15 protein-coding genes are annotated in these 23,174 nt (G+C 44.1%); 9 read left to right on the top strand and 6 right to left on the bottom strand.

Translation table 11 applies throughout. The features are described from left to right. Positions 1–76: 76 nt before the first annotated feature. From NG798_RS02500 to NG798_RS02480, 5 genes are all read right to left on the bottom strand, one after another. Positions 77–5,146, bottom strand: a complete 5,070-nt coding sequence (locus NG798_RS02500) for a PAS domain S-box protein (RefSeq protein WP_261220213.1) — start codon at positions 5,144–5,146, stop codon at positions 77–79. Positions 5,147–5,390: 244 nt separating this feature from the next. After that, the gene (locus tag NG798_RS02495; protein WP_261220212.1) at positions 5,391–6,194 is read right to left on the bottom strand and encodes a glucosamine-6-phosphate deaminase; all 804 of its coding nucleotides are present in this window, start codon (positions 6,192–6,194) and stop codon (positions 5,391–5,393) included. Between the two features lie 20 nt (positions 6,195–6,214). Continuing rightward, entirely contained in the window at positions 6,215–6,385 is a 171-nt protein-coding gene (locus NG798_RS02490; RefSeq protein ID WP_261220211.1) for a hypothetical protein, read from the bottom strand. A 122-nt stretch (positions 6,386–6,507) separates the two neighbouring features. Next, a complete protein-coding gene (locus tag NG798_RS02485; RefSeq protein WP_261220210.1) occupies positions 6,508–6,888 on the bottom strand; it encodes a response regulator in 381 nt (126 codons plus the stop codon). 292 nt (positions 6,889–7,180) lie between these two features. Continuing rightward, positions 7,181–11,071: a PAS domain S-box protein gene (locus NG798_RS02480; RefSeq protein ID WP_261220209.1), complete on the bottom strand. Its 3,891-nt coding sequence runs from the start codon at positions 11,069–11,071 to the stop codon at positions 7,181–7,183. 569 nt (positions 11,072–11,640) lie between these two features. On the opposite strand from NG798_RS02480, the gene NG798_RS02475 reads away from it, so the two are divergent. The 9 genes from NG798_RS02475 (at position 11,641) to NG798_RS02435 (ending at position 21,285) form a co-directional block, all read left to right on the top strand. Continuing rightward, positions 11,641–13,464: a caspase family protein gene (locus NG798_RS02475; protein WP_261220208.1), complete on the top strand. Its 1,824-nt coding sequence runs from the start codon at positions 11,641–11,643 to the stop codon at positions 13,462–13,464. Between the two features lie 55 nt (positions 13,465–13,519). Further along, positions 13,520–13,858, top strand: a complete 339-nt coding sequence (gene petJ / locus NG798_RS02470; RefSeq protein WP_261220207.1) for a cytochrome c6 PetJ — start codon at positions 13,520–13,522, stop codon at positions 13,856–13,858. A 112-nt stretch (positions 13,859–13,970) separates the two neighbouring features. Continuing rightward, a complete protein-coding gene (locus NG798_RS02465; protein WP_261220206.1) occupies positions 13,971–14,990 on the top strand; it encodes an aldo/keto reductase in 1,020 nt (339 codons plus the stop codon). Positions 14,991–15,103: 113 nt separating this feature from the next. After that, a complete protein-coding gene (locus tag NG798_RS02460; protein WP_261220205.1) occupies positions 15,104–16,120 on the top strand; it encodes a homogentisate phytyltransferase in 1,017 nt (338 codons plus the stop codon). Between the two features lie 367 nt (positions 16,121–16,487). Next, on the top strand, positions 16,488–17,000 hold the full coding sequence (locus tag NG798_RS02455; RefSeq protein ID WP_261220204.1) for a hypothetical protein: 513 nt from the start codon (positions 16,488–16,490) through the stop codon (positions 16,998–17,000). Positions 17,001–17,099: 99 nt separating this feature from the next. Further along, a complete protein-coding gene (locus tag NG798_RS27960; RefSeq protein ID WP_261220203.1) occupies positions 17,100–17,540 on the top strand; it encodes a YetF domain-containing protein in 441 nt (146 codons plus the stop codon). Positions 17,541–17,564: 24 nt separating this feature from the next. After that, complete coding sequence (locus tag NG798_RS02445; RefSeq protein ID WP_261220202.1) at positions 17,565–17,855, top strand: glutaredoxin family protein; 291 nt, start codon at positions 17,565–17,567, stop codon at positions 17,853–17,855. A 76-nt stretch (positions 17,856–17,931) separates the two neighbouring features. Beyond that, the gene (locus NG798_RS02440; protein ID WP_261220201.1) at positions 17,932–19,428 is read left to right on the top strand and encodes a UDP-N-acetylmuramoyl-L-alanyl-D-glutamate--2,6-diaminopimelate ligase; all 1,497 of its coding nucleotides are present in this window, start codon (positions 17,932–17,934) and stop codon (positions 19,426–19,428) included. A gap of 321 nt (positions 19,429–19,749) precedes the next feature. Further along, positions 19,750–21,285 (top strand): ATP-binding protein, encoded by a 1,536-nt coding sequence (locus NG798_RS02435; RefSeq protein ID WP_261220200.1) that lies wholly within the window; start codon positions 19,750–19,752, stop codon positions 21,283–21,285. A gap of 61 nt (positions 21,286–21,346) precedes the next feature. Here NG798_RS02435 and NG798_RS02430 read toward each other — a convergent pair whose 3' ends face one another. Then, the gene (locus tag NG798_RS02430; protein WP_261220199.1) at positions 21,347–23,053 is read right to left on the bottom strand and encodes a sensor histidine kinase KdpD; all 1,707 of its coding nucleotides are present in this window, start codon (positions 23,051–23,053) and stop codon (positions 21,347–21,349) included. Positions 23,054–23,174 lie beyond the last annotated feature (121 nt).

The following is a 23,174-nucleotide window of genomic DNA, read 5'->3' as shown; positions in this document are numbered from 1 at the left end:
CGTCAGCGCTTGCTGGGAGGGGTGGGGTTGAAGTCTGTCAATCGCCGTTATTGAGAGCTACAAAGCAAGCTAATGCCTAAGAGCCTCTTAGCAAATTACAAATTGATTGAATTAATAATTGGGGGTCAACCGGCTTGCTTAAATGACAATTAAACCCGGCTTTAAAAGCTTGTTGGCGGTCGTTTTCCGTAGCATAAGCCGTTAAAGCAATAGCGGGAAGAAGACCGCCTTGTTCAGGGGGTCTTTCGCGCAAGGTACGAATTAACATATAACCATCTACTTGTGGCATTCCAATATCACTTAAAAGCATATCGGGCAGCCATTCTTGCAAAATTTCTAAAGCGTGGGTTGCTGTGGGGGCTTTTCGCACCATCGCGCCGTATTGTTCAAGGGTGAAACTCACCATATCCAGAGTATCAGGCTCATCATCCACAACTAAAATGCGAAGATGCGCTAAAGTTGAATGAACAAAATTTAAGCTAGAAAACTGTGTTGAAAGTTCCGTTTCATCTTCGCTATTTCCTGTTAAAAAAGGCAGGCGGACTTTAAAGGTAGCTCCTTTGCCTTCTCCCTCGCTAAATACAAAGGCGCTACCGCCGTTAATTTCCACTAAATGACGGACAATTGCTAAGCCTAAACCCAACCCCCCATAGGAACGGGTGGTGCTGCCATCGGCTTGACGGAAGCGATCAAAAACAAAGGGTAAAAATTCAGGTTTGATGCCAATGCCGGTGTCGGTGACGCTAATTTCTGCAAAAGAACCGGCCCTGCTTAATATAACTGAAATTTGGCCGGAATTGGGAGTAAATTTAATAGCATTGGAAAGTAAATTCCAGACAATTTGGCGAAACCTTTCCGGGTCTACCCACATCAAATCAATGGCAGGATCAGATACAAATTCAACTAAAATTGATTTGGCTTCGGCGGCAAGACGCAGGGTATCAATGGTTTGAGAAATTAGAGATTGAACGCTGGCCCAGCGTGGTTTGAGGCGCAGCTTGCCGGTGATGATTCGGGAAACATCAAGTAAGTCTTCAATTAATTGGGCTTGAGTTCGGGCATTGCGGTCTATGGTTTCGAGGGCTCGTTGGGTTGTTGCTTCATTAAATTTGCGAGTTTGTAACAGTTGAGTCCAGCCTAAAATGGCATTTAAAGGTGTGCGTAATTCGTGAGATAAAACGGCTAAAAATTCATCTTTGAGCCGGTTTGCTTCTCGCGCTTCTCGATAAAGTCTGGCGTTATCAAGGGCGCTGGCGGCGCGGCGGGCAACTTCTTCTGCAAGGGCAAGATCGGCTCGATCATAGCGCTGTCGCGTTCCCATTCTCATAAACGAAACACAGCCAAATAATTGCCCGCGCGACCTGAGCGGAATGACCATCATTGAGCTAATTTCTAACGCTTGCAGCATTTGTAAATGTTCTTCATCCTGAGCCGTTATTTGTAGCATTTCATCGGAAACTTGCGGCTCAAAAGTGGGTTTTCCTTGACGCAATCTTTGCAAGATTGGATGTTTAGGTTGATGTTCTGGGGGGTAGCGTCGGTGGATTTCTTCGAGTAATTCTTTTTTGTGCGGTTCGCTACAAGCAACGCCTAACAGACGCAGAGACATGGTTTCTTCAAAAATATCTACAAAACAGGCATCTGCTAAGCTGGGAATGGCGAGTTGTGCGAGGTTAGAAAGGCTGGTTTCCCATTCTAAGGAAGCCGCCAGAATGGTACTAGCTTCTACTAAAAAAGTTTGGGCAAGTTCTGATCGCCGGCGGTCGCTGATATCTTCAATAATAGCAACGTTGTATTTCGGCTTTCCGCTGCTGTCCCATACGGCAGAAATGCTGATATTTACCCAAACAATTGAGCCATTTTTATGATAGTAGCGCTTTGACCTTGAGTAGCCTTTGACTTCACCCGCAATTAATCGCCCTAAGTTGGAAATATCTGCTTCCAAATCATCGGGATGGGTGAGTTCTTGGAAGAGTTTTTGCGTGAGTTCTTGCGAAGTGTAGCCAGTTATTTCGCACAAGGCGGGGTTGACTTGTAAATATCGGCCTTCCAGTGAAATTAAGCCAATACCAACTGCGGCTTGATTAAACATGACGCGAAAGCGTTCTTCACTTTCAATCAGAGCTTCTTGTACTTGTTTGCGTTCGCTGATATCTTCAATAATTCCAAAGCCATATTTAATTTGTCCTTTGTCATCCCACAAAGCTGAAGAAGTGAGGTTAACCCATACAATTTCCCCATTTTTTCGGATGTAGCGTTTTTCTATGGAGTAACCCGGAATCTGGCGGTTTATCACTTGCCGAGCCAAAGCCCAGTCAGCCTCTAAATCGTCGGGGTGAGTAACATCTTGGAAGTTCATTTGCCGCAATTCTTCTTGAGAATAGCCGCTGATTTTGCTCATGGCTGGGTTGACTTCCAAAAATTGCCCATCAAGCCCTACTAAAGCAATGCCAATACTTGCTTGATTAAACATTGCTGCAAAGCGTTCTTCACTTTCTTGGCGAGCTTTTTCTGCTTTTTTGCGGTCGCTTAAATCTAAATAAAAGCTGATTATTTCTTGTTGTTCATCGCAGCGTTCTTGTAGTAAGGCTCCGCCGATTAAAATGGGAACGCGACTGCCATCTTTGCGGATGTATTCTTTTTCAAAAGGGGTGGATATACCGCGCTGTTTGAGTTCTTCTCCGGCTTGCCAGTCGAGGTGTACATATTCCGGTGGAGTTATGTCAAGCCACTTGATTTGCTTGGCTTCCAAGTCTTGCCGGCTGTAACCAATCATGTTTAAAAAGTAATCGTTGGCGTAGTGAATTCCGCCTTGGAAGTCTCCAAAAGCTACACCAAAAATGTTAGATTCTACCAGGCGGCGAAATCGTTTTTCGCTTTCTTGCAAGGCTTGGTAAGCTTGTTTTCGTTCTGTAATATCTTGAAGATAAACGGCTAAACCGTCGGGCGAGGGGTAGGCATGAATTTCGTAATAACTCTCAGTTCTCCAGCCTTTTGCCTCAAAATGTACGGCGGTTTGTTCCTTAATTGCTTTGTGATAGTTATCGTGACAAATTGAGCCAATTTCGTCAGGAAACATCTCCCAAATACACCGGCCCAGCAGTTTTTGGGGTTTTTCTAACATCATTTCTGCACAGCGTTGGTTGATGTAGGTAAAGCACCAGTTGTGGTCTAGGGCAAAAAAGGCATCCGTGATACTTTCAAGGATATTGGCGACTTTTCGATTTGCTTCTTTTGCGCTTGCTTCTGCTTTTTTTGTTTGGGTAATTTCTGCCAGAATGATTCCAATTCCAACGGTTTCGCCTCTGGCATTTCTCACCGGATAATAGTTGGCTAACCAGTATCCTTCCCGCGATGGTTTTTCTGCGGTTCTGCCGTTGATTTCTACGTTTAGTATAGGCTGGCCGGTTTGCAAAACTTGTTGCAGTTGTGGTTCGATTTTGCTGCTAATTCTGGGGATAACTTCTGTAAATTTTTTCCCTAAATGTTGTTCTATTGGCAGTCCGTTGATGGTGGCAAGTTGGGCGTTGATCCGAATGTAACGTAAGTCTTTATCAAGAAAGGCTATTCCCACCGGCGCACCGGCAAAAAGTGCGTCTATTAAAGAAAGTAATTCTTCTTTGCGTTCTAAGGCTTGTTGGGTTTGGCGATAAAGTTCTGCAACCAGAGATAACAGTTGTGCTTGATATTGCAAAGTTTGCTGATTTTCTTGATTAAGTGTTGCGTTTTCTAAGGTAACGGCGGCTCGATGCGCTAAGTTTTCTGCAAGGGATAATTCGGAGGCGTCGTATTGGCGATTTGATTCAGCGATAGCTATTAGCATCGCTCCCCAAATTTGTCCGCGAACAAATAAGGGTAAAATCATTACAGTTTTGGGGTAGAGTTCTTCGATTAGTTGCCGGTGTTGGTGGCTGCTTGTTTTTGCCCAGTGCTTAAGGTTAGTAATTGCTTGGCTTGCTGTTTCTTTATCGTTTATAAAAATTGCTTCGCCGGTTTGTAAAACTGTGGCGATTAAGCTCTGAGAAGTTTCCAGATCCTCTGGCCCCAACTTGGTTATTTCGTCAACAATTTTTTGTTTTTGTTTGTTTTGATGAGCGCTGGCAACTTGATAGATATTTTGCCCCCCTTCCAGTCTGTAGATTAAACAATATTCTCCTAAAAATGGCACAGTTAAATCTGCTAATTTTTCGGAGATTTTTTGTGCATCTACCGATGTGCCCAGCACTTTGCTGGCTTCGGCTAAGAAATCATATTGTTGTTGTGTTTTTTCGGCTGCTTCTCTGTATTTTTCTTGAAGTTGTTTTTGTCGCTTATGGAAATGTTTTTGTTTTTTTTGTTCTTTTTGTTTGCGTTCAGTAATTTCTTGAATGGAGATAGCAGTGCCTTCTTGGCTTGGGTAAAGGTTGATTTCAAACCACTGCTTAGAATCGGAAATAAATTCAATAATTTTTTTGTTTTTGTTCCCAACTAAAGCCTGGTCTAGTTTTTCATCAAAGTCTCGTAAGTGGGGCTTATTATCCACTTTTGCTATTTTTTTATTAGCAATTTCTGGGGGAGAAATTTTCCAATACTCCCTAGCTTTTTCGTTAATAAAAATTACTTGGTTCTGAGAATCAAGAACGGCTAATCCGTCCGAAACATTTTCTAATATTTTTAAAATTTGTGTCAAGTTGGGATCGGAGGGTTCTGGCCCCTGAGCATTTTTAAGGTTCTCGTTAGATTTTTGCTTTGCTCTTCGATTGCTGGCAGATTGTTTGCTAAGGCGAACATTACTCAGCAGCGAACTCAGTAAACAGGCTTCGATCATAAAAAGCCCTGCTTGAAGTTTGAAGGCAGGGCCAAAAGGAAAGGAAACGGTTTTAAAAAAGTCTCCTCTTAAATTATGTCCAAAGATAGATGTTAAAAATATAAAATTAGGATCAAAACTGAGATAACTCGCAAGCGCCGCGCCACAAACAGTTGCCATTAAACCGGCAGCAAACCCTCCCCACCAAGTGCTGAGGATAACAGCGATAAACAACACTAACCAAGGAGTATGGAATTCGCTTGTTTGTTGTAGAAAGACTCCGCTCAATAAACCTACCAATACGCAGGATGTGAGCAGGGCGTAAGCGGGAAACTGAAAGGGCAGGTGGTTTGTTTTCATCTGATGCTAAAAACCGCTCTAGGACTCTTTAAGAAGGTCAAAACAAACGGCTGTCATTTGGGTTGTCTGACAAACTTGGCAACTATTGTAGCGAATAGTGCTCTCTGGCACATCCCTTGTTTGTAGTAGTTTTTACGCTTCTTGCCAGAGTCCGCTTGCCTGATTTTCATCAAGCGTAAATTTCTATTCTCATTCTCCATATCTATAGCAACAAGGCTCTTTATAGAAATTTGAAAACCCGATTTTAAATATTTAAAATGCTGGCCGAATCATTATCTAAAAACAAGGTTGCTTGGGGTTGATTTCGCAAAATACTCGCCGGAATTTTTGGAGTAATCGAAGATTCTAATATCGTTTGAATAATTTTTGCTTTGCGTTTTTTTGGGGCGAAGCACAGAATTTTTTTGGCCGCACAAATAACGGGAATTGTTAGGGTAAATGCGTATTGCGGCACAAGTTCAATTTCGGGAAAGTCTCCCCCGTTTAAAAGTTGCAGCCTGGTTGTGCTTTCTAGTTTTACCAATTTGACAGTTTTGGGATCTTCAAAATCTGCAACTGCCGGCTCGTTAAAGGCTATATGTCCGTTGTCTCCAATTCCTAAACACACTAAGTCGCTTGGGTATGCCTGCAAAAGTTGGCTATATCTTTCGCATTCTTGTAGCGGTTGGTTGGTATCGCCTTCTAGGTAATAAAATTCTTTAGGTTTGACTAATTTTTCGACTTTTTCTCGCAAATAGTAGCGGAAACTTGCGGGGTTATTGGCGTCAATTCCTAGATATTCATCAAGGTGAAATAAAGTGATTTTTGACCAATCTAACTCGGCTTTTGCCACCAAGTTTTGCAGAAATTCTATCTGGGATTGGCCGGTGGCTAAAATAATATTAGCAGAGTTTTTTTGCTTGAGGATTTCTTGCAAATACTCGCCGGCAATTTGGGCTGAGTGCTCTGCCATTTCGGCAGCCGAGCCGTAGATTTGAACTCTAAGCGCACCAACTTGAAACGTTTTGATGTCGTTGGAAAATGGCGCTGGGTTGCTAAAGTTTGACATAAAGCCGAAGTTATATACTCTCAGGATTTTTTGGGAGGAGTTTTTATTCCGGCATTGATGATAGTCCAAATTGTTCGCATGAAGGCCAGACTAATCAAAATGAACATTAAACCGGCCAACCCGGCAAAAGGCGAGGTGATGGCTAACACCAATAAAGCAAAAAGCAATATGGCTAAAACTGCTTGATTCATAATTGAGTTTTTTTGTTGGCGATCAATTTTTAAGTGGAGTGTGAGAGCAAACTTTTTCTAACAATTATCAAAAAAATTTAGATGCACTGCCTGATATTAACAATAGTCTGGCCAATAGCCCACTATTGACCCTCGCAAAGAAACCGTACTTTATCCAGAAGTTCTTGTAAATCAAGGGGTTTGCGAAGATAATCATTCGCTCCCTCTTTTATCCCCTGTTGGGCTGTGCTTTCTCCATAGGCAGTAATTAAAACTACAGGTAATTCTTGTAACTTTTGGTTTTTTCTGATGCGCTGGGTTACTTCAATACCAGTCATTCCGGGCATCATTACGTCTAATAAAACCAGGTCAGGCGGCAATTGGGAAATCTTGGCGAGAGCATCACTGCCAGAGGTGGCGGTTTCAACTTCATAGCCCTCAGATTCTAGTACCGTCTGGAGCAAAAATAAGTTATCTTCTAAGTCGTCCACCGCCAAAATGCGGTAAGTTCCATTAGCAATCACAACAACCTACTTTTTGTGAGGGTTTTTAAGGAATTTGGTCAAGCATTCTCAGTTATTTTTTTAACCTGACGAATTCAACAAAAAAAATGTTTTATTTAATATAAGTTTGCTTCCCATCTTTAATTTCTCGCATCTACCTAAAGATAGATTAGGGCCATCCGGCTACTTAATAAAAACTTTATATTTGCCGAGACACAATCACCGAGCAGTTTTCAGGAAATTAACAAACCAAATATTAAGTAAAAAGTTAGCTGCTCAGAAACAGTCTGAGCAATCGGTTTGTGGCCGAGATTTATCCCTGTTTAATAGGAATTTCTACAGTAAATTTACTGCCGCTGCCTAGAATGGAACTACAAGATAAAGATCCTTTGTGCTTTTGGACAACAATTTGATAGCTAATGGCTAAACCCAAACCGGTGCCTGTGCCAACCGGCTTGGTGGTGAAAAACGGGTCAAATAAGCGCGCTTTAACTTCGGGGCTCATACCGGGGCCGGTGTCAGAAATAACAATAACAGCCCTTTGATTAGCCCCCAGAAATGTGCTAATTTTAATTTGCCGCAACGCGGAGTTAATGTCTTCAAAAGGAAGCTCTAAAAGCTGCTCTTCAAGGGCATCAATGGCATTATTTAAAATATTCATAAACGCTTGATTAAGTTGGCTGGCGTAACACTCAACATCAGGAAGATCGCCATAATTTTTAATAATTTCAATTGGCGGATATCCAGGTTTGGTTTTTAGCCGGTGTTCCAAAATCAGCAACGTATTATCGATGCCTTCATGCAAAGAAACAGGCTTAATCTCCGATTCATCCAGGCGAGAAAAAGAACGCAAAGACCGCACAATATCGCGGATACGAGTCGCCCCGGCCTTCATCGAACTCATCAGTTTTGGCAAATCTTCGACAATAAAATCTAATTCGTAAGTGTCAATAGCAGCAGCAATTTCCGCATGGGGATTAGGATAGTGCTGGCCATAAAGACTCAGCAAACCAAGCAAAGATTCGATGTAAGCCTTGGCGTGTTCCACATTCCCAAAAATAAAACTCACAGGATTATTAATTTCGTGCGCCACCCCCGCCACCAACTGACCAAGAGATGACATTTTTTCGCTTTGGATGAGTTGGGCTTGAGCTCGTTGCAAATCTTTTAAAGTTTCTTCGAGTTGGCTGGCTTGCAGAGTAGCAAGACGCGCTGTTTCGCGGGAGTGGGTATATAATTCTGCTTGGTAAATTGCAATAGCCAACTGGTCGCAGACTGCCTTTAATAATTCTTCTTCTCCATCTGTCCAGCGGCGTTTTTTCGTATGCTGGCAGCAGCTTACAATGCCGATTTCACCGCTGCGAGTTTGCAAGGGAAGAGACAGCACAGAAACAATCCCCACACTTGTTAAAAACTCTTGAAAAACCCCATCTGACAATCTGCCGACATCATCAACGCGAATCAATTCTAAAGAAGCTAAACGCAAGGCAAAAGGGCCGACTTGTTCGAGGGTAAAAGAACCTAAAAAACTGGGAATGCCAGGATTGATTGATTCGCTGACAATTTCCCACGAAGGAGGATTACCTTGCGGTTTATACCATACAAAATGACAATTTTCTATCTTAAAAAGCGAGCGAATTTCATTGACAGTAGTTTGCAAAATTGTCTGGATATCTAAACTGTTGCGAATTTGGCTGGCCAAGCGATTAATCAGCATTTCTCGGTTAGCTTTTTCTAACAAAAGCGCTTGTGATTCTCGCAAACCCGTTTCTGCTTGTTTTTTGGCGGTGACATCTTCCGAACAACCTAACATTTGCTTGGCTTTTCCTTCTAAAGTTCTGGCAAAAATCGTTTCTCGACTATAAAACCAATGCCACTGTCCCTGTCTATCTATAATCCGATATTCAATTTCAAAAATGCGATCTTCCTCACTTTGAGCCAGCGCACCATGATACTCTAAAATTCTCGGCAAGTCCTCTGGATGGATCAAGGTAGCCATCACATTTTCTCCCAATTTTTGAACTTCTTCTGCTGAGAAACCCAGCAGTTCAGTAACGGGCCTATTGCTATAAATGTTGCGTCTTTCTACCAAGTCATAAATATATAAAAGATTGGGAATAGTTTCCGAAATTTGTAGGCTAAAATGCTTTTCTGCCCGCAAAGCATCTTCAATTTTTTTGCGTTCTGTAATATTGCGCGACACGCCAATTAACCCCATTATCTTCCCACCGGCATCGCGGTAAGGACTTTTGGCAGAAAGAAAAGTCAGCATTTCTCCCTTGTGATCGGGCAAACTTTCTTCGAGCATTTCCGCAGCCCCAGTCGCCATAATGCGCCGGTCAGTTTCTTGCACTGTTTCGGCCATTTCTTGACCTATTAATTCACAATCAGTTTTGCCCATCACTTCCGACATCGGCCTGTTAAAAACTGCCATCGTTGCCGAATTTGCCAGAATATAATACCCCTGCAAATCTTTGACATATATCGCATCCGAAACCCCTTCTAAAACCGCTTGCAGTAAGTTATAACTTTCCACTAAAGAAGCTTCTGCCTGTTGCCGGTCGGTGATTTCTTGAGAAAGTTTAGCATTGCTTGCTTCTAAAGCCGCCGTCCTTTCTTTCACTAACTCTTCTAAGTGTTCTTGATATTTTTGCAGTTCAATTTCTGCTAATTTTTGCTCAGTGATATCTCGCGCTGTGCCGAACATCCGAACAACCTCACCGCACTCATTAAAAATCGGTTGTCCCTGTCCGTAAAGATAGCGCACAGAAGCATCAGAGCGTGAAATCCTATATTCCATTTCATAAGCACTTCCCTGCAAACCCAGCCCCACCTTTTGCAGCCAATACTCTCGATCTTCTGGATGAATTAAATCCAGATTTTCTTCATAACTAGGCTCACCCCCAGCCGGATCTAAACCATGAATTCGGAACAGTTCCTCACTCCAACTAATTTGCTGAGCAATTATATCAAACTCCCAACTACCAATATGCGCCAATCTTTGCGCCTCTAATAAATTTGCTTCGCTTTTTCGCAACTTCTCTTCGATCTGCTTGCGCTCCGTAACATCCCGCGATATTCCCACCAAACCGACAATTTTTCCCTCTGAATCTCGGTAAATTGTTTTCGTGCTGTGAAAAATTTGGAATTGATTTCCCTGTTTTACGATTTCTTCTATAATTTTTGTTTCCCCATTATCCATAATTAAGCGATCATTCTTCATCACGGATTCGGCAATTTCTGGGGGTAAAATTTGCCCATCATTTTTTCCTACTATTTCCTTGGCGCTTTTTCCCAAAACCCTCGCTGCTGCTTTGTTAAGCAGAATATACTCACCCTCTAAGTTTTTTACAAAAATTGGATCAGGAATTGCTTCTAATACGCCTTCCAAAAGATTATTAGTTTCTCTGAGGGCAAACTCTGTTTGTTTGCGCTCGGTAATATCCATATTCGCTCCAACCCATTCTCTAATGCTTCCATCCGCCTCTAAAACCGGCACCGCTCGCGCCAAAGAATACACATAACTACCGTCAGATTTTCGCAAGCGGTATTCCGCTTCAAAAACTGTTTTATTTCGCACCGCCTCTTGCCAAAGGTAAGCAGTTTTTTCCCGATCTTCTGGGTGTACTACATCTAACCACCCCCCGTTTTGCATTTGTTCTTTTGTTTGGCCGGTCATAGCTTCCCACCCCGGCACATCAAACTCAACTTGTCCTTCCCCATTCGTTGCCCAAAAAATTTGAGAAGTAGCATGAGCTAAATATCGCTTTCTTTGTTGACTTATTTGCAACTTTTGTAACGTTTCTTTTTCCGCCGTAATAACTTCCTTAGAAATAATTAACCCCCCCACCTCTCCTTGTTCATTTCGCCAAGGAGCCACCGAAACTTTTAGCCACTCACCTTTCTCGCCTTTCCCTCCCATCCATTCTTCAAAACTAAATTCTTCTCCCGACTCCAAACAGCGGCGGTGAATTTCTTTTTCTTCCTCACTGGTAAGCGGGAAAATGTGGTAGTGAGTAATTCCTATTACTTCCGTTTCAATGCCCTGTTGCGCTAACCACCGGCGCGAACATAAGAGATATCGCATTTGGCGATCAAACATCGCAAAAGCTAAACTTGTGTCAGACAAAAAACTCAAACACAAACTAAAAGGGTTAAACTCGACCTTTGCCCCACCACAATCCTGTTGAAGAAGACTTACCATATCATCCGTAAATTCATCATTCTATTCTACCCACAAACAATTAATCCCTAACAAATGCCCCCTACCTTCAAACCCCTAAAACTCTTCCTATCATCGTATTTTTCCATGAATGCTATAACAAATTACAATTATCGTCAAGCGCACCTTACCTTATTTCCGTGCAAAAATAAAAAATTTTGCCCTTCAGACTAAACCCCCTCTAAATCAGCAATCCCGCTCAATTGATACATTGTGAGATAACAATTCACGGACATTAAGCCCACAAACCATAACACCCGCTTTTATCTGTGGCCCCTTGCAAAGAAATTAACCTTAACAAATTTTCAAAAAAAATCCTAGCAAAAATTTACCCAAAACTCTTATAAATAGCATATAATAATTGCTAAAAAATCCCCCAGATCCGCCTTTTTTTCAGAATCAGGGAAACCAAACGCTCAAAAAGCAAGATTTTGCAAAAAAGAAGCACGCGCTGTCGGGAACGCTTGGAAAAAACGGTTCACAGCCCAGACATTTTTTCAAAGCATAAACTTGTTTGTCAAAATCGCCTTAAACCAATCAGGGAAAAACCCATGAAAAACTACGCAGCCATAATCATAGGCATCAACGAATACCAAAATTTCTCCCCCCTAAATTATGCAAAACAAGACGCTCAAGCCCTAGAAAACTTTTTAATAGAAGAAGGAGGATTTGTCCCAGACCGATGCCTGCTAATGACACCAACCTCCCCACCAATCGAAAGTTACTCCACCTACCCCAACCGGTCAAACTTACTCAAAATGATAGACGACCTGTGCCGACATAAATTACAAACAGGCGACGTCTTATGGTTATTTTTCAGTGGTTACGCAGCCAACTGGAACGGAGAAGACTATCTCTTACCCGTAGAAAGCACCCCCACAGACATTGTTAGCACCGGCATCTCCCTCAAAGAAATTTTCAACCTTCTCCGCTCATCAAGCGCCGAACAACTATTAGTATTGCTCGACATCAAAAGACCCAGCAGCATAAATTCTCCCATCGGAGATAGCACCGCAAAACTCGCCCGGAACCTCCAAATTCCCACCATAATTTCCTGTAAATCTCGCCAAACTTCCAGCGAAAGTCCTATCGTCCAGCAAGGATTTTTTACCGGTGCCCTATTAGAAGCACTACGCTCAAATCAAAACATAACTCTCGACAACTTAGCAGAATATTTAAGCGAACGCTTGCCCCAATTGTGTGAAGAACACTACAGCCACCGGCAAGATCCCCTCATCGCCATCGCCGCCGAACACAGCGCCAGAAACCTATTACCCGAACTCAACCAAACACCCGCATCCTCACTCTGGGGAACCAGCGTCGCCGCCAGCCTGGCAACCGCCGGAGCCAACACAGCAACCGCAGAGCCCCAACGGATCTCCCCACCTCAACCCACCCCCACCCCACCTAAACCCACACCAGCCCTCGCCATGACCCCCTCAGCGCCACCCCCCAGCACCCCCCAACCAGCCCCCCAAGCCCCAGCCAAACCGCAACCCCCCTTATGGATTGCCGGCCTCGGCGTATTTTTGCTGCTAATATTTGGCTTGTACAGACTGATGACCCTCGCAGACTACCAAGCACGGCAGGCCGGCACCCCCACCCCCGTCGCCATCGAACCCGCCAGCGCCCCACCGCCGCCCAAACCCACCCCCGCCCCCATCGCACCGATCCCCGTCAAACCCACCCCCGCACCCATCGCACCCATCGCCGTCAAACCCCCCGCCGCCAAACCCCCCGCCGCCAAACCCACCCCAGCCAAACCCGCCCCAGCCAAACCCACCCCAGTCAGCGGCGAAAAACTCCAAAAACCCAACCTAGAATTACAAACAGCCCAAGCCTCTCAATTCAGCGACGCCATAGCCAAAGCTCGCACAATTCCTAAAAACGACCCCCTTTATCCCCAAGCTCAAAAAAATATTGATCGCTGGTCACAAGTCATCTTAGATATTGCCATTGGTCGAGCCCAACAAGGAGCCTATCAAAGCGCCATAAAAACAGCAAATCTTGTCCCCAAAGACCGCAAAGAAATTTATGCCACAGCCCAACAATACATCCCACAATGGCAGAAAAAATCCCAATTAGTCCGCACCAACGAACAGCAATTAATCGAAGCCCAAAAACTTGTCCGCTGGGGCCAACCATCCAGTTATAGCAAAGCCATCGCCGCCGCCAGCCAAATTAAAGCCGGTCAACCCAAATATCCCGAAGCCAAAAAACTTATTAATGAGTGGAGTAATAATATTTGGCAAATAGCTCAATATCGCGCGAACCGGCGCCTTTACCCTTCCGCCATAGCCGCCGCCCAACTAATCCCCCAAAACACCACCGCCTACCCCGCCGCTCAAAAAGCTCTCCAACAATGGCAGCGCTAACTTAAATTCTTGTAGGGCTTTTGCCCTACATACCCTCTATTTTTAAACCCAAAAAATGACCATAAAAAAACTAATTTCCCTAACTCTTATCACCTTAATCTTATTCACATTTTCCTTTCCCTCTCCCGCCCTAGCCAATCCCACCAGCAGCCAACTTTTTGCCACCAACTGCGCCGGCTGTCACCCCAACGGCAGCAACATCATTCGACGCGGCAAAAACCTCAAGAAAAAAACCCTACAAAAATATAAAATGGATACCCAAGAAGCCATTACCGAAATCATCACAAACGGCAAAAATAATATGTCCGCCTACAAAGACCGCCTCAGCCCCGAAGAAATCCAACAACTAGCCGCTTACGTCCTTGAACAAGCAGAAAAAGACTGGCGCAACTAATTAGCCCATTTCTGCCAAATCGCCTATAATCCTTAATATTCTCTCAACAAAAAGTAACTTCCCTCCCGATATTACTTCCTGTGCCATCTACCTTAAAACCAACAGCAAACCCATGAATTTACCCACCCATGCGCGGCTACAATTGACCCCCGATCTCAACATTTGCCGAGTATTAAATGGAATGTGGCAAGTATCAGGAGCACATGGACGAATAGACTCAACAGCCGCCATTCAAACCATGTTTAAATACATAGATGCCGGTTTCACAACCTGGGATTTAGCCGATCATTATGGCCCCGCAGAAGACTTTATCGGAGAATTTCGCCGGCAACTCATCGCCACACGAGGAGAACAAGCCCTAGAGCAACTTCAAGCCTTTACAAAATGGGTACCCAGACCCACAAAAATGACCCGTAAATTAGTCGAAGATAACATCAACATCTCCCTCCGCAGAATGGCAGTAGAAAGCCTCGACCTCATCCAATTTCACTGGTGGGAATACCGCGATAAAAGCTACCTCGACGCCCTCAAATACATGGCCGAATTGCAAGCCGAAGGAAAAATCAAACACCTCGCCTTAACCAACTTCGACACAAAACATTTACAAATCATTGTAGATAGCGGCATTAAAATTATCTCCAACCAAGTGCAATTTTCAATCATCGACCGCCGGCCCGAAATAGAAATGATTCCCTTTTGCCAAAAACACAACATCAAATTACTAACTTACGGCACACTAGGCGGCAGTTTACTCTCAGAAAAATATCTCGGAGTCTCCGAACCCAACACCTTTTTACTCAACACCGCCAGCCTCAGAAAATATAAAAACATGATCGATGGCTGGGGAAATTGGAAACTCTTTCAACAGTTACTCAACACCCTCAAACAAATCGCCGACAAACATGATGTTACTATCCCTAATGTAGCCGTTCGTTATATTTTAGATAAACCCGCCGTCGCTGGAGTCATTGCCGGTGCCCGTCTCGGAGTTTCTGAACACATCGAAAACAACAGTAAAGTATTTAATTTTCAACTCGACGACACCGACTCTCAGCAAATAGAAGAAATCAGCCAACAATCCCGCGATTTATTCAGCCTCATAGGCGACTGTGGCGACGAATACCGGCGCTAAATTCCCCAAAAATTCCCCCTTCCCTATCGGGGGAAGGGATAAAATTTCCATATCAATTTTCTAAAAAAATCAAGCTATAATACTCAAGAAAATATTTTTTACCAAGAGCAAAAATGACAAATCCTCTCCTTAATAACCCCGACAAAATACAAACAATAGATTCCCCGCCATCCAACTCCCCCCAACAATCTTTATTATATTCCTTGTGGAAATTTTCACGACCACACACAATTATCGGCACAAGCTTAAGCGTTTTTGGACTTTACATCCTAACTCAATTTACCTTCCGCAGCGCTACATTCCAGCCCGAATTACTTAACTTATTAGCAACATGGATAGCCTGTTTGTGCGGCAACATTTATATCGTCGGGCTCAATCAACTAGAAGACATAGAAATCGACAAAATTAACAAACCACACCTACCCATAGCCGCCGGCGAATTCACCCCCAAGCAAGCACAAATAATCGTCATCCTCACCGGCATCCTCTCCCTACTCATAGCAGCCAACACCGGCCCCTTTTTATTAGCAATGGTTAGCATCAGCCTAGCCCTCGGCACCGCCTACTCCCTCCCTCCCATTCGCCTTAAACGCTATCCTTTTTGGGCATCTTTTTGTATCTTCACCGTCCGGGGAATCATCGTCAACTTAGGCTTATATTTACATTTTAATTGCCTCTTAAAAGCCGCCCATCTTGGCAACAGCCAGCAAAAATTTGACTTAATAGCCCTCAATCAAATTCCCCCCCAAATTTGGCTACTCACCCTATTTATTTTAATCTTCACCTTTGCCATCGCCATCTTTAAAGACATCCCCGACATCGAAGGCGACAGACAATACAACATCAGCACCTTTACCCTCAAACTCGGTGCCCCCACAATCTTTAAACTTGCCCGCTGGGTAATAACAACTTGCTATCTAACCATCAGCCTAGCAGCCATTTTTTACTTACCCCAACAAACCGCCCTATTTCTAAGCATCAGCCACCTACTCACCTTAATTTTACTCTGGTGGCGCTCTCAAAAAGTTAACTTGCAAGACAAAACCGAAATCGCCCAATTTTACCAATTTATTTGGAAACTATTTTTCCTCGAATATCTCCTCTTTCCCGCCGCCTGTATCCTCGGCTAAAACCCGCCATTTCCTACCTTTTAAAGCCAGGTACATTGAGACGCTGAATCAAGACAAAATAACAGTTGAGCCGGTGATAAAAACATCCTTGAAAGTCGCAGTAGAACACTTTGGGGAAAATCTCAAACCGGTGCCGGTTCAACATAGCCGCTTTTTCTATCGCAAAGCAGATTACTCCGTGATCCCCACCTCTTACAATTACAATTACAACCCCACTTCCTAACCTTCTGAGGACTTAGGCAAAAAACCCCGTTTCGGTTAAAAAACCTCGATCTGTCCCGCATTCATATTCAGGTAGAAGAGGTTTTTGACAGGGCGTACTTCAGCCCTGCATCTAAAAAATTTTATTGTAAGGGTAAATAATTTTATGAGCGTCGTTGAACGTCACGGAGACTTAGAAATCAATGAGGATCTCGAATTCCAATACCGGGCGTGGAAAAGACAAAAAACCGCATGGCAAATCATGGCGCTAGTGCTACTGAGTGCCTTGCTGGGATTGTTTGGAAATGGCCCTTTGAGCGATGCAAAAGCAGGGCGAAAAACAGACAAAATGTGGATAGAATACGAGCGTTTAACAAGGTTACAGTCTCTCACAAAAATACAAATTCACTTATTGGCAGACACATCAAATCAGCAAGAACTGCGGATCAACCTCAACCGAAACTACTTGCAAGATAGCCAGATCCAGCAAATCACCCCCCCACCCTACTATGTAGAAACTGGCCAAAAACAGATCACCTATGTATTTCGGCAGACTCAACCACCCCAACCCACCACCCTAACATTTTATTTTCAGCCAGAGAGAATAGGAATAATCAACGCCGAATTTCAATTACCCAAAGAAAAACCGATTAAATTCAAACAATTTGTCTATCCCTAACCCAAATTTCCCAGCCAAAAAACAGCCTTATTCATCTACAGATAAATAAAATAACCATCCCCAAATTCCAAAAACTTAACAAAAAAAGAGGATAAAAAAGTGTACTCAATTTTGAGAGGAATCGCCATTTACTTTTTTTTATTAGGCATATTTAGACTAGCCGGCAAACGCTCCCTCGCCCAAATCACCACCTTTGATTTTGTCCTAACTATAATTATCAGTGAAACCACACAAAACGCAATGGTAGGAGACGATTACTCGCTTACAAACGCCCTCTTACTCATTGTCACAATGGTTGCCATAGATATCAGCATATCCATAATAAAAGAACGCTGGCCCCTCCTAGAGAAAATAGTAGACGGCGTACCCTTAATTATCTTAGAAGATGGCCGGCCCCTCAAAGACCGCATGAAAAAAGCAAGAGTAGGCGAAGACGACATCATGCAAGCAGCAAGGCAACTACAAGGATTAGAAAGAATGGAGCAAATAAAATACGCTGTATTAGAACGCAGCGGCAGCATTACAATTATTCCAAAATAACAATCCCAAAAACCCAACAAGAAAATGCAATTAATTTTGTATAGCAAACCCGGCTGCCACTTGTGTGAAGGATTACAAGAAAAACTCCTTCAGATCCAAGCAATAAACCTAGACTTAGAAATCCGAGACATCACCACCCGCGAAGATTGGTTTCAAGCCTACCAGTATGAAATCCCAGTTTTGTATGCCAAAATCCCCAACCCTTCGAGCCCCGAACCAACCGTAACACCCTTACCCCGGCCATCTCCCCGCGCCACAGTCCAGCAATTGCAGCAAATGTTACAGAAATATTTTCCGAAAAATGATTCACAATAAGCGAAATATTGCATAGGCTAAGGTCAAACAAAAAATCACCAAGCCTGTAATGAATTCGTGTGAGGACTCACGACCTATGAAGCTGCGCGAACTATTAGAAACCGTTCCCAACCTATTGCAAACGCCAGAGGGTGCAAACCTAGAAGTTGAAATCACAGGAATTGCCACCAATTCCCACGCCTGCCGGCCCGGTGACTTATTCATTGGAATGCCAGGAACCCGCGTCGATGGCGGAGAATTTTGGCCAAGCGCCTTAGCAGCCGGAGCCTTAGCCGCCATTATTTCCCCAGAAGCCGCCAAAAAGCAACCAGCAACAAATCAAAACGTCATCCTCGCAACAGATATTACCCAAGCCTGTGCCAAAATAGCCACCGCCTACTATGGCAACCCCACCAGCAAAATAAAAATGGTTGGAGTCACCGGCACCAACGGCAAAACCACAACCACCCACCTCATCGAATACCTCCTCAACAACGCGCAGCTACCAACCGCCCTCCTGGGAACCCTCTACGCTCGTTGGCCCGGTTTCTCCCAAACCGCCGTTCACACCACCCCCTTTGCCGTCGAACTGCAACAGCAACTCGCCGCCGCCCTCAACAGCAAAGTCACCACCGGCATCATGGAAGTCAGTTCCCACGCCTTAGCACAAGGAAGAGTTCAAGGCTGTGAATTTGAAGTCGCCGTTTTTACCAACCTCACCCAAGATCACCTCGACTTCCACCTCGACATGGAAGATTATTTTGCCGCCAAAGCCCTCTTATTTAGCCCCAACTACCTTAAAGGACGCGCCATAATCAACAGCGACGATGCCTATGGCAAACGCCTGATCGCCAACCTCAACCCCCAACAAGTCTGGAGTTACAGCATCAGCAACTCTGAGGCCGATCTTTACGCCAGCAACTTAACTTATTCGCAAACCGGAGTCAAAGGAATTATTCATACTCCCAAAGGCAACAGCGAATTTTATCTCCCTTTAGTTGGGCAATACAACCTCGCCAACATGATCGGGGCCATAGGCGCCGGTTTGCAACTCGGTTTAGACTTAAAAGACATGACCCAAGCACTGCCCGGATTTACCGGCGTCCCCGGACGGATGGAGCGCGTACAAATCAAAGCAGACCAAGATATCAGCGTCATTGTGGACTATGCCCACACCCCCGACAGCTTGGAAAACTTACTCAAAGCAGCCCGTCCCTTCATTCCCGGTAAAATGATCTGCGTGTTTGGTTGCGGAGGCGACCGAGATCGCACCAAACGCCCAATTATGGGAAAAATTGCTGCGGCTTTAGCCGATAAAGTGGTTGTGACCTCTGATAATCCCCGCACAGAAGACCCTGAACGCATCCTCCAAGACATTCTCAACGGCCTAGCAGCCGACAGCGAGCCGGTGGTAATTAGCGACCGAGCTACAGCCATTCGCGCCGCAGTCATGCTCGCCAAACCCGGAGATGGGGTACTCATTGCCGGTAAAGGCCATGAAGATTACCAAATTCTCGGCACCGAAAAAATACACTTCGATGACCGTGAACAAGCTCGTATAGCTCTAGGAGAGCGTTTATCTGCTGTAGCGTAATTGATGGGGATGAGCCGTCATTTGTAACGAGTTTTCAAAAAAAAATCACCCGTGACAATTGTACAGGCCGGTATGCCTAGCGCCACGCTACTCTATCATCCACATCGCTTACCTCCACCTTTCATCCTTGATAAACCCCTCGACCGAACCGCGCCCCTACAGATAAAACCCCCCCCTACACACAAATCCGGCGCCTATGCCCGATGTCTTGGACGGGGTAGGGTTTATATAAAGATTAGATACGATGGCTTACGGCTCCCCGTAGGCCATCTCTCGCGTCTTTACAAACCAAAACGTTGCGGCTTTTTTCGCACTAAGTCTATGTGCTCTCCCTGCCCAGATATCTCTGTTTATGAGCTTGCGCTCAATCGACACCTCCCTCCACCCCTCCAACTCAGCCCCTCGACTCTCAAAGCGGCGATAGCAGGGCTGGTGGATTTGTTGATCGAGCAGCGCCTCAGTGTTAATTTATTTGTGAAGCTGCCTCAGCAACTCGAATGGCAAGCAGATATTGAACGCTATCACAGCACCGGCATCAATATCGGTTTGTATTTTTTTGATGTCGTTGGTAGCCAGGAAAAAAACGAACCCGATACAGAAATGTATTTAGGCTCACCACATCCTCTCAAGCATTCCCATAAATCAGATTTCAATCACCGGCCAGTTTCTTCTTCACCCGTCTTGCTTAACGTTTCGCCAGAGTCATCTGTGGCGCGCGAGTATTTTGTCTTGGCAGTTTCTCAAAGTTTTTGGGCCGGTATTATTGCTCACCGGCCCCGTTCTCTACAGCAATCTTCTCTCCGCCAGCACGCTAAGACTGCAAACAATTCTTCTCAAGATCGTCATCCCTTGCTTTTGGCCCTTTGCTCGTTGAGCCGGCACACCCTCGAACCTGTCCTCCAATCTCTGCAAGAACTTTCACCCCAAAAATTGCCTGTACTTGTTGGCTCGGTTCCCCAAAATCCTGTAGTTGATTTAAGTACCATCAACGCTACAGAACAATTTTCTGTTTATGCCGCCCACTTGTGGGCAAAACAAATTCAGCAACAAGAGGAACTGTGGCGAGGGGCCGGTCACTACGGAACCACTGCTGCTGAAATCGCCGCCATTCAATTACACAATCAAGAACTCAAAGAAGCTATCGGCCTTAAAGATGAATTCCTCAGCAATGTGGGTCAAGCTTTGCGAACGCCTCTCACTAATATGAAAACGGCTCTCACTTTGTTGAAGTCACCTAACCTGAAAATTGAACAACGTAATCGTTATATTCAGATGCTTCTTACTGAATGTGACCGACAAACTTCTTTAATTAACGGGTTGCTCGATTTAGTGCGTTTAGATCACTTAGTTGATAGCTCTCCAAGCGGCGCTAAACTTCATCAAACAGGGATGGAAACTTTACGTTTATCTGATATTGTGCCTGGTGTTGTGAGTACCTATCAACCGCTCGCACAAGAAAAAGGTATTATGCTGGCTTATACTGTTCCTGAAGATTTGCCGCCGGTTTCTTGTTTGAGTGCTTGGGTAAAACAAATTGTGATTAATTTATTACACAATGGCATTAAATTTACACCGGCTGGCGGTCAGGTTTGGGTCAAAGCCAAACAACAAGGAGATTATATTTCTCTGGAGTTCCGGGATACAGGAATTGGTATTCCTCCTGCGGAGTTGCATAAGATTTTTGAGCGTTTTTATCGCGTTCGTCATGCAGTAGATGATGACCCAGGGGGGGCCGGTTTGGGGTTAACTATTGTCCAACAATTGTTACTTCGTTGTGGCGGGTCAATTTCCGTTAAAAGTAAGTTGGGTCAAGGCTCAACTTTTAATGTTATGTTGCCGGTTTATTTGGAGAGTTGAAAAAACGTTTTTTTTCTCAAAAGAGACAGAACTGTGTACAAAATAGGCCCACAGGGCTACTTTATTCTATGGGTAAGAATATGGTTAGGGTGTCTCCTTGTTGGGGTTTTTGGCGGACAATTAGTTTGCCTCCTAATGCTTGAAATAAATTTTTTGTGACATCTAAATTAAGAGAAAGGTTGCCGGTTTCTGGTTGAAACATTAAGAGTTGACCCAAAGATTTCAACGGCGAATTTGTCGTCGTCGGTTCATTTTCTGCTAGTTCTGATTGCAGTTGAAGTTTTAGTTGAGCGCCTGCTAGAGTTACTAATACTCTGATATGAGCAGAGGTTGGTTGAGTTGCGGTAAAGTTTTCTATTGCTCCTGTCAGCACTTGATCCAGCATCGTTGGATCGCTGACAACCGGCGGTAAGGTACGGGGTAAAATGATGTCTAAAGTTAGGTTCCTTCTTGCTGCTTGTTTTTGCCAGCGGGGAATGCAGCTATTAAATACTTCAGCTAGGGAAGTTGAAGTTAGCTGTACAGGGGTTCGTTTTGTTTGGGAGGTTTCAATTTCTACGGCTTTAAAAATTAGATTAAAACGATCTATCTGTTCCGTACATTCTCGGTCGATCATTTGCAAGCGTTTAATAACATCCGCATCTAAACTCTGCCGTTTTAATAATAACCGCGTTAAAGTCCGAATCGTTGTTAAAGGCGTGCGAACTTCGTGAAAAATTGCTTGCAGTAATTCTAAGTCGGCGGCTGGTTTTTCTTGTTTTAATTGTTTTTCATTGCCAGCCGCTAAACGTTCTATAACTTCTTTGCTTAAATGTTTTTTGGGTTTTAATTCAAATTTAAGATTATCCGCTAATTTCTCTTCGAGATTGTTTAATGCCGGTTCAATCAGTTCGCTTTCTTGTACAGAAGCCGGTAATAAATGCACGCATTTTTTTCGGTTCGGTGCCGTTTCTTGTCTTTCGGGAATATTATTTAATATTATCTGACTAAACCGCATTACAATTTTATAATCAGGAACAGTTGGCCTGACTTTGGCAACCGCTGCATCTAATACTTTTAACTGCTCTTGGCCGCCGGTCAATAAGACGCGAGGACGCAACACCCTTAACGTTTCGGATACTACTTCAGGGTCAAAGGAAAATTGAAAATTTGTCCCTTGTTTGGCTGTGAATACTAAACTAAATTTTTCCGTTAAGCATACACAAAATTGCTCATTGCTTAAGGGGTCATCTAAAAGCAAGGGGACTACTTGCGAGGATAGGGGTTTACTTGCGGTTTTTTGATTTGACTCGCTTAACATTGGTAATGTCGGAGCCGGTGTATCAAAGATGTTTCTGGCTGGCATCGATGTGCCTGAACCGCTGCCTACAGGTTTTTCGAGCAACCACACAGACGGATTAAGCGGGTCGCCAGAAAATGCCCAAATATTCAGAGAAGAAATAATATCGGGATGGCTTAACACCGGCACCGGCCCAGAAAGTATCAAAGCTTGAGATGCTTCATCCCCAGATAGCCGGCCTCGCATTTCTATCAACAGCGACTCAAGCGCCACAACCGCTGAACGAAAAAGAATGTCATTGCGATTTTTAGACCCTAACCGGTCGGTAGAAATAGTTTCCCCAAAAGCCGGTGTATGCAAGCCCGACTCTGGTTGAGTGAGAGCAAACACATCAGCGAGGGTAGGTAAAAACCATTTTGGCTCAGCATCGCTCCCCCTCATCAAATCGCCACCCGTCGCAGAACTGTTTTTAAACACTGTCAAATTCATTGCTTTTGCAACTATATACAGTTATTAACTATTTTCACTCTCCAGCCTATCTGGATTTGTCTTTCAAAGCTGTGAAGGAACCGAACTAACCAGTCGCAATGTCCCACTCTAGGTTAAAAAT

The sequence above is a fragment of the Ancylothrix sp. D3o genome (assembly GCF_025370775.1).
Lineage (GTDB): Bacteria > Cyanobacteriota > Cyanobacteriia > Cyanobacteriales > Oscillatoriaceae > Ancylothrix.
This window is presented reverse-complemented; position numbering and strand designations above follow the sequence as displayed.